Source organism: Corallococcus sp. 4LFB (assembly GCF_046520365.1).
Taxonomy (GTDB): domain Bacteria; phylum Myxococcota; class Myxococcia; order Myxococcales; family Myxococcaceae; genus Corallococcus; species Corallococcus caeni.
This window is the reverse complement of record NZ_JBKGHJ010000456.1, coordinates 1-6,749: the sequence shown is the minus strand read 5'-3', so window position 1 is coordinate 6,749 and position 6,749 is coordinate 1. Positions and strand designations below refer to the sequence as shown.

Genomic DNA, 6,749 nt, shown 5'->3' with positions numbered 1-6,749 from the left:
CCCCGCGAGCGCCACCAGGCAGTTGCGGATGTCGCCCGGGGGCAGCGCGCCGTGCTGGCGGCGCAGGCGGCCGGAGCTGCCGCCGTCGTCGCTCATCGCCACGACCGCGGTGATGTCCACGCCGGGCTGGCCACCCCTGGGGGCCGCGCGGCGGGCCAGCCCCTTGAGCACCATGGGGAGGCCCGTGCCGCCGCCCATCGCGACGATGCGAGTGGGGCGGTCCATCGGCGCCTGCAGCAGCTCGTTGCGATCGACGTTCTGCGCCTTGTTGCGCGCGTCGTCCTGGCTCCACGACTCCGACAACGGCGCGTCCACATCCATGCCCACCATGTTCCGACCCCCTCGCCCATCCCAATCCATGGCCCCACCCTTGGCATCCCGGCCTCCCCCGACAACCGGAGGCCGCGGATGGTCACAATCACACACGGCTCAACCAGGCTACCGAGCACCCCGCCCCAACAGCACGTGCCGGACGGTGTGGAAGATAATGCCGACGTCCAGGAACAGCGACCCGTTCTTCACGTAGTACAGGTCGAACTCCAGCTTGTTGCGCGCGTCCTCCACGGAGGCCCCGTAGGGGTAGCGGATCTGCGCCCAGCCCGTGATGCCCGGCTTCACCGCCTCGCGCAGGCCGTAGAACGGAATCTGCTGCTTGAGCTGCTCGGTGAAGACGGGACGCTCCGGACGCGGGCCCACGAAGCTCATGTGGCCCAAGAGCACGTTGAACACCTGGGGAATCTCGTCGATGCGCGTCTTGCGGATGAACTTGCCCACCCGCGTGACGCGGTCGTCGTTGGAGCGCGCCCACACCGCGCCGTTCTTCTCCGCGTCGGTGCGCATGCTGCGGAACTTCCAGAGCGGATACGCCTTGCCGCCCAGGCCCACGCGGTCCTGCTGGTAGAAGACGGGGCCCTTGGAGTCCAGCTTGATGGCCAGCGCCACCAGGATGAGGAAGGGCGCCGCCATCAGGAGCAGCAGCGACGCCACCGCCACGTCGAACACGCGCTTGAAGGCCCGGCGCAGGGGCGACACCGTCATCTCATCCGCGAAGGCGAAGTCGCTGGCGCGCAGGAACTGCACCGGGATGCGGCGCAGCACGCGCTCGCAGAAGCCCGCCGCGTCGTACACCCGCCGCCCGTCCAGCCGGCAGCGCAACAGCGAGTCCACCCAGTTGGCGCCGCGCATGTCGTCCGCGGCCTGCACCACGTAGGAGGCGTTGAGGCGGGACGCCATCGCGTCCAGCGGCTCCTCCACCTTGCGCGGCTCCACCAGGGCCACCACGCGGAAGGACCCCTCGCCGCCATCTTCAATCGCGCTCGCCACCGCGCGGGCCTTGAGGCCGTCACCGACGACGAGCACCGCGTCGGGCTCCCCCACCAGCGCCCGGATGGAGACGCGCACCACCAGGGTGCCGGCCAGGGCGCCCATCGCGCCGCCCAGGAGCGTCCCGGGAGGCAGCACCACCGGCAGGGCCAGCGGCAACAGCAGCATCACCCCGCCCGCCACCATCGCGGTGACGCCCGCGGCCTTGAGGAAGCGGTAGCCGCGCGTCCGGTCCTCGGCCGCGATGCGCAGGTCGTACAGGTCCAACAGGTACAGCGTGAACTGGAAGGTGACGACGAAGGCCAGGCCCAGCCCCACCAGCGTCGGCCACATCGTGGCGAACAGGGGCTGGGAACCCAGGGGCGCGAAGAGGGCCGCGCAGGCCGCGGCACCCGCGACACAGGCCAGCGCGATCGCCGAGGACTCGGCAAGGAAGAACGTCAACTTCTTGGCTGAAAAGTAGTGATGGAAAACGCGAAGCACGTGACTCCTCCAACCCCGACCCGCCGCCACTCCAGAGGCCCCCCGCCCTTCGCGCCTCATCGGCGCGAGGAGCGGGTCGGGCCTTCGAAACACTCCACCTCGACTGCCGCGCGCTACTTCTTCACGTAGTTCTTCAGGTACGGGGTCGCGTTCACTTCCGCGCCGTTGAGCACGCAGCCCACCAGCGCCGCGCCCGCCAGCTGCTCCACCGCCTGGTTCACCACCTTGGAGGGGGTGACGTTGGCGCGGATGACCATCAGCACGCCGTCCATCTGGTGGCCCAGGATGGCCGCGTCCGCGAACGGCAGCGTGGGCGGCAGGTCCACGTACACCTCGTCGAAGCCCTCGCGCACCGCCTTGAGGAACTGCTTCATGCGGGCGGAAGCCAGCACCTGGGTGCTCTCCTCCGGCGTGCCGCCGGCGGGGATGACGGCCAGCCGCGTGGAGTTGAAGCGGCGCACCACGTCGCGCACGTCGCACTCACCGGCCAGCAGCTCCGCCAGGCCCTGCTTGTTGCGCATGCCCAGCGTGGGGGCCACCTGCCCCCGGCGCAGGTCCGCGTCCACCAGCAGGATGCGGCGCTCCGGGTTCGCCCGGGCGGCGGCCAGGGCCAGGTTCACGCTCGTCACCGTCTTGCCCTCGCCGGGCATCGCGGAGGTGAGCGCCACCACCTTCATCGGGCGCTGCTCGCGCATCCGCTCCAGGCGGTAGTACAGGGTGCGGTACTGCTCGGCGGCCGCGGAGGCAGGGGCCGTGAGCGTCACCACCCGGCGGTCCACCGCGTTGCCGGAAGTCGCGTTGTCATCCACGCGGGGGAGGAAGTTACCGGCCCGCTCCATCGTCGAATCCATCTGGGTTCTCCAATCCTTTCCGTAAGGGGGCGGCAATTAATTCAGGGACGTCGGCGAGGAGACGCTGTTCTTGCTCCCAGCCATTGGCATCAGGATCCGCTTCTCCGTCTTGCCCTGCATGTTCGGGACCACCGCCAGGACAGGGAGCGTGATGCGCTCGCGGACCTCGGTGCCGTCGCGCAGGCTGTCGTCGCGCATCTCGAGCACGGTGCCGGTGAGGACGCCCAGGGCCAGGGCCACCAGGGCGGCGATGAGCAGGCCGCTCATGCGGTCCGGGCGGGCCGGGGAGGAAGGCACCCCGGCGGGCGAGATGACGTTGAACAGGCTCTTGGCGCTCTTGGCCTCCAGCTCCTGGGCGATCTCCGCCTCCACCTTGCGGCTCACCACGCTCTGGTACTTCGTGCGGGCGATTTCGTAGTCCCGGTTCATCACCGCCAGCTCCTGGGCCCAGCGCGGGGTGTTGTTCAGCCGCGCCTGGTACGCCTCGGCCTGCTTCTGGAGGTCCACGATGTCCTTCTGGATGTTGCCGATGAGCGTGGACACGCGGACGCGCTCGTTGCGCTCGGCGAACATGCGGCCCTCCGCGTCCTTGCGCTGGGCGCTGATGTTCCCCAGCTCGCGCTCCATCCGCTTCACCTCCGGGTGGTCCTCCGTCCACTGCGTCCTGGCCTGGGTGAGGGTGCGGGACAGGCCGCTCTCCGCCGCCTCCAGCCGGCCGGCCTCGCTGTCCGCGGCGTTGCGGGCGCGGGCCAGGTCGGAGCGGCGCGCCTCAGCGGTGCGCAGCTCCTCGGACTTCGTCTGCAGCTGGGCGCTGATGCGCTCCAGGCCGCGCATGTTCATCTCCATCTGCTCGGGCAGCTCGCCCAGGTGGTCCACCTTGAACTTGGAGATGCGGCCCTCCCAGGCGGACACGGCCTTGCCCATGGAGACCATCTCCTCGGTGAAGAGGTCGGTGGCGCGCGCGGCCTGCGTCTGGCGGATCTTCAGCGTCTCCTCGGAGAAGATGGCCGGCAGCCGGTTGGCCACCTGCGCCACCACCTGCGGGTCGCGGCCCGCGTAGGTCAGCTCGAAGGCCGTCTCACCCTCGACGCGCACGGTGAGGTCCTTGCGCATCTGCTCGACCGCCGCCTCGACGCCCCGCTCGGAGACCAGCTCCGGGTAGAGGTTCATCTCCTCGATGGCCTTCTGGAGCACCGGCCGAGCCAGGAGCTCCTGGCGGACGGTGACGAGCCGCTGCTCGATGAGCTCGCTCACCGTGCGCTGGACCATCTCCTCGCCGGGGCGCTGCGGCTCCACACGCACCACCACGGACGCTTCATAAATGCTCGGACGGGTCATCACGATGGCCGCGCCCAACACGAAGATTGCTGCAGCGATCGCCCCCACCAGGGCCTTGCGGCGCCACAGCGCCGAAAGCATCTGGTCCGCCGTCATCCCACGCTCCATGATCCGCTCCTCCATGCCTCGAACTCGAAAGTTGCCTACCAAGCTGTCATGACCAGACGGAGGGCGAACACGTTGCGTGTCAGGTCCCCCGCCCCAGCGACATCCGCCGCACCCACCTGCGCGATGCGGTCGAACGCCCCCTGCAGCGCCAGCTTCCGGCTCAGCCGGTACTCGACGCCGCCCCCCACCGCATAGCCCTGCGACACGTTCGTGGTGTTGCGCCACTCCGTGTAGTTCTCACCGGGCGCCGTCCCGTTCCGGAAGAAGCTGGCCGCCCCGAAGGCCGACAGCTTCTGTGAGAACCGGTGCGCCCCCATCACCGACGCGTAGTCCGCCCACACCGCGCCGGAGAACCCGCTGGCCCCCACCAGGTCGTGCCCCATGGCGAAGCCGAAGTCGCTGCGCTCGCCCTCGCGCACCAGCTCCAGCGCCACGCGGGGCAGCCACCCGCCGCGCGACACGTCCGACGGCTGGTAGCGCACCGGCCCGCCCCGGAGGGTGAGCGTGGTGGGCCGCGTCAGCCGGTAGCGCAGGGCCGCGGCGGCGCCGTGCGCCTGGCTGTAGTCGCCGGCGTACAGGAAGCCCTGGTAGCGGTACTCGGCGCCCAGGGACAGCCGGCGCGTGCTGCGGTACCACAGCTCCACCGACGGCGTGTGCGCGTAGCCCGCCACCCGGCCCGGCTCGATGATGCGCGTCGCCTCGAAGGCGTAGCCGGCGCGGACGTCCATGCGCTCCGTGACGCGCCCCGTGAGCCCCACCTTCGTCGTCGCATAGAAGGTGGGCGCCGTGGAGCGCGCCAGGCCGTCACGCGGCAGCGACGTGGGGTCGGTGACGCGGAACACCTTGGCGCTGGCGTCCAGCCGCAGCCGGCGGGACAGCACGTCCCGGAAGCCGACGCCCGCGCGGTGGTCCACCGTCGTCTTGCCGGAGCCGTGCCGCGCCAGGAGGTCCGTGGCGTAGAACGAGTCGAGCGTCAGCTGCTCGTTCTTCACGTCCAGGCCCACCCGCGGGGACAGCTTCGTCATGAACTGTCCGTTGGTGCCGCCAGACCCCAGACGGATGTCGTTGTCGAAGCGCTCCTCCGCCGTCAGGCGCAGCCGCGGCTCCAGGATGGTGGCCGCCTGCGCGGCCGGCGCGGCGATGAGACAGCCTGCAATCACTGCCCGCTTCCAGTTGCCCCTCACCGCCGCCCTCCCGTCCATACCCACGCCCACGTTCGCTGCTTCCGGATGTCTGTCTTTGAAGGCCGCGCGCCCGCCCCGCTTCACGGGACGACGACGGTGTCACCCGGTCGCAGGATGACGCTCGCGCCTTCGGGGGAGACCAGGTCGCTGTAGCGCACCGGGATCTGTCCGCCCTTGCCGTCCGTGCGGATGACGACGATGCCGTCGGAGTTGGCGAAGTCCGTGAAGCCGCCGGCCAGCGCGATGGCCTGGAGCAGCGACACGCGGCCGCGCAGCGGGTAGGCGCCCGGGTGGGCCACTTCCCCCGTCACGAAGACGCGGCTGCTGTTGACCTCGCGGACGATGACCGTCACGCGCGGCTCCTGCACGTACGCCTGGAGGCCCGACTTGAGCGCCTCCGCCAGCTCCGTGGGCGTCTTGCCCGCGGCCTGGATCTCACCCACCATCGGGATGGAGATGAAGCCGTCGGGGCGCACCGGCACCGTGCGCGACAGCTCCTGGTCGCGCCAGACGCTCACGTCGAGCACGTCCTCGCGGCCGATGCGGTAGGGCTGCTCCGCGTTGTCGACCTTCAGCGTCTGCTGGTGAGCACAACCCGACAGGAGGAGCATCCCCATCACCGTCCAGAACCCCGTGCGCCGAATTCCCATCTTCCGCTCTCCTTCGTTCGACTGATGTCCGCGCGGGCCACCGTTCACACGCCCTGAAGGGCCGGGTGGCTCGCTTCTGGCGGAGGCTCTTAGCAGCGCGTGTGCCAGCGACCGGGGGGAGGGAAAACCCTTGGAATGCAGTGGGTTACGGCGTGCCACATCAGGCGCACATGAGCGCATCCGGGAAAAATTCCGGTCCTACCCCGGTGTTCTCCCCTGTGCTTTCTGCCGATCGCTTCCACGGGGTGGAAGAGGATTGCCCAACGTGCACCCCACACCTTCCACTCCATTTCACACCTCCCCCGAGGCCCCCGTGCCAATGGCCTGGCACGCGCCTTGAAGAGGGGGTGTGCGTCGGACAGCGGTAGTGGTTCAGGGGTCCAATTCAGTCCAGAGGGGGACAGCGGATGGGCAAGGTGGCAGGGGCGGTGGGGGTGGTCTTCATGCTCGGAACCAGCATCGTGGGGCTCCTGGGGGCCTCGCTGGGCAACGGCATCGAAGCGGGCGTGCTGGGCATGGTCGGCCTGGCCCTGTACGGGGGCAGCGCGCTCTTCAATGGCAAGGCGGCGGAGCCCGCGGGCGTCGCGAAGCAGGCCTAGCGCCGCGCGGCCGACAGGCTGAAACGCTGTAAGGATTCACGGGCCTTCGGGCCGGATCAGCGAAGTGGGAAGCCAGACCTCCCCCGCTCCCGGCCCGTGGGCCCTTGTCATGTCCGGGCGCTCCCCTCTTCCTTCAGGGTTGGCGCGGCCCGGCCTCCGGCGCGCGGGGGGCGGGAGCCTCCGGGAGGGCCCGCGGCGTCGCGGCGGGAAGCG

The 6,749-nt window shown here is 70.2% G+C and carries 7 protein-coding genes; 1 reads left to right on the top strand and 6 read right to left on the bottom strand.

Going from position 1 to position 6,749, the window contains the following annotated elements; genetic code table 11:
• The 6 genes from ACLEQD_RS33845 to ACLEQD_RS33820 all read right to left on the bottom strand — a co-directional run.
• A partial coding sequence (locus ACLEQD_RS33845; protein ID WP_410389736.1) for a 2-phospho-L-lactate transferase CofD family protein occupies window positions 1-330 on the bottom strand: 330 nt, incomplete at its 3' end.
• Window positions 331-438: 108 nt separating this feature from the next.
• A complete protein-coding gene (gene exoE, locus ACLEQD_RS33840; protein WP_410389734.1) occupies window positions 439-1,806 on the bottom strand; it encodes a polyisoprenyl-phosphate hexose-1-phosphate transferase ExoE in 1,368 nt (455 codons plus the stop codon).
• A 113-nt stretch (window positions 1,807-1,919) separates the two neighbouring features.
• On the bottom strand, window positions 1,920-2,657 hold the full coding sequence (locus ACLEQD_RS33835) for a CpsD/CapB family tyrosine-protein kinase (RefSeq protein WP_410389732.1): 738 nt from the start codon (window positions 2,655-2,657) through the stop codon (window positions 1,920-1,922).
• Between the two features lie 36 nt (window positions 2,658-2,693).
• On the bottom strand, window positions 2,694-4,103 hold the full coding sequence (locus tag ACLEQD_RS33830) for a GumC family protein (RefSeq protein WP_410389730.1): 1,410 nt from the start codon (window positions 4,101-4,103) through the stop codon (window positions 2,694-2,696).
• 35 nt (window positions 4,104-4,138) lie between these two features.
• Window positions 4,139-5,305: a hypothetical protein gene (locus tag ACLEQD_RS33825; protein ID WP_410389738.1), complete on the bottom strand. Its 1,167-nt coding sequence runs from the start codon at window positions 5,303-5,305 to the stop codon at window positions 4,139-4,141.
• Window positions 5,306-5,367: 62 nt separating this feature from the next.
• Window positions 5,368-5,937 carry a polysaccharide biosynthesis/export family protein gene (locus ACLEQD_RS33820; protein WP_410389728.1) on the bottom strand — a complete coding sequence of 190 codons (570 nt, stop codon included), beginning with the start codon at window positions 5,935-5,937 and terminating at the stop codon, window positions 5,368-5,370.
• A 407-nt stretch (window positions 5,938-6,344) separates the two neighbouring features.
• Between ACLEQD_RS33820 and ACLEQD_RS33815 the strand changes: the two genes are divergently transcribed.
• On the top strand, window positions 6,345-6,536 hold the full coding sequence (locus ACLEQD_RS33815; RefSeq protein WP_410389726.1) for a hypothetical protein: 192 nt from the start codon (window positions 6,345-6,347) through the stop codon (window positions 6,534-6,536).
• The last annotated feature ends 213 nt before the right edge of the window (window positions 6,537-6,749 follow it).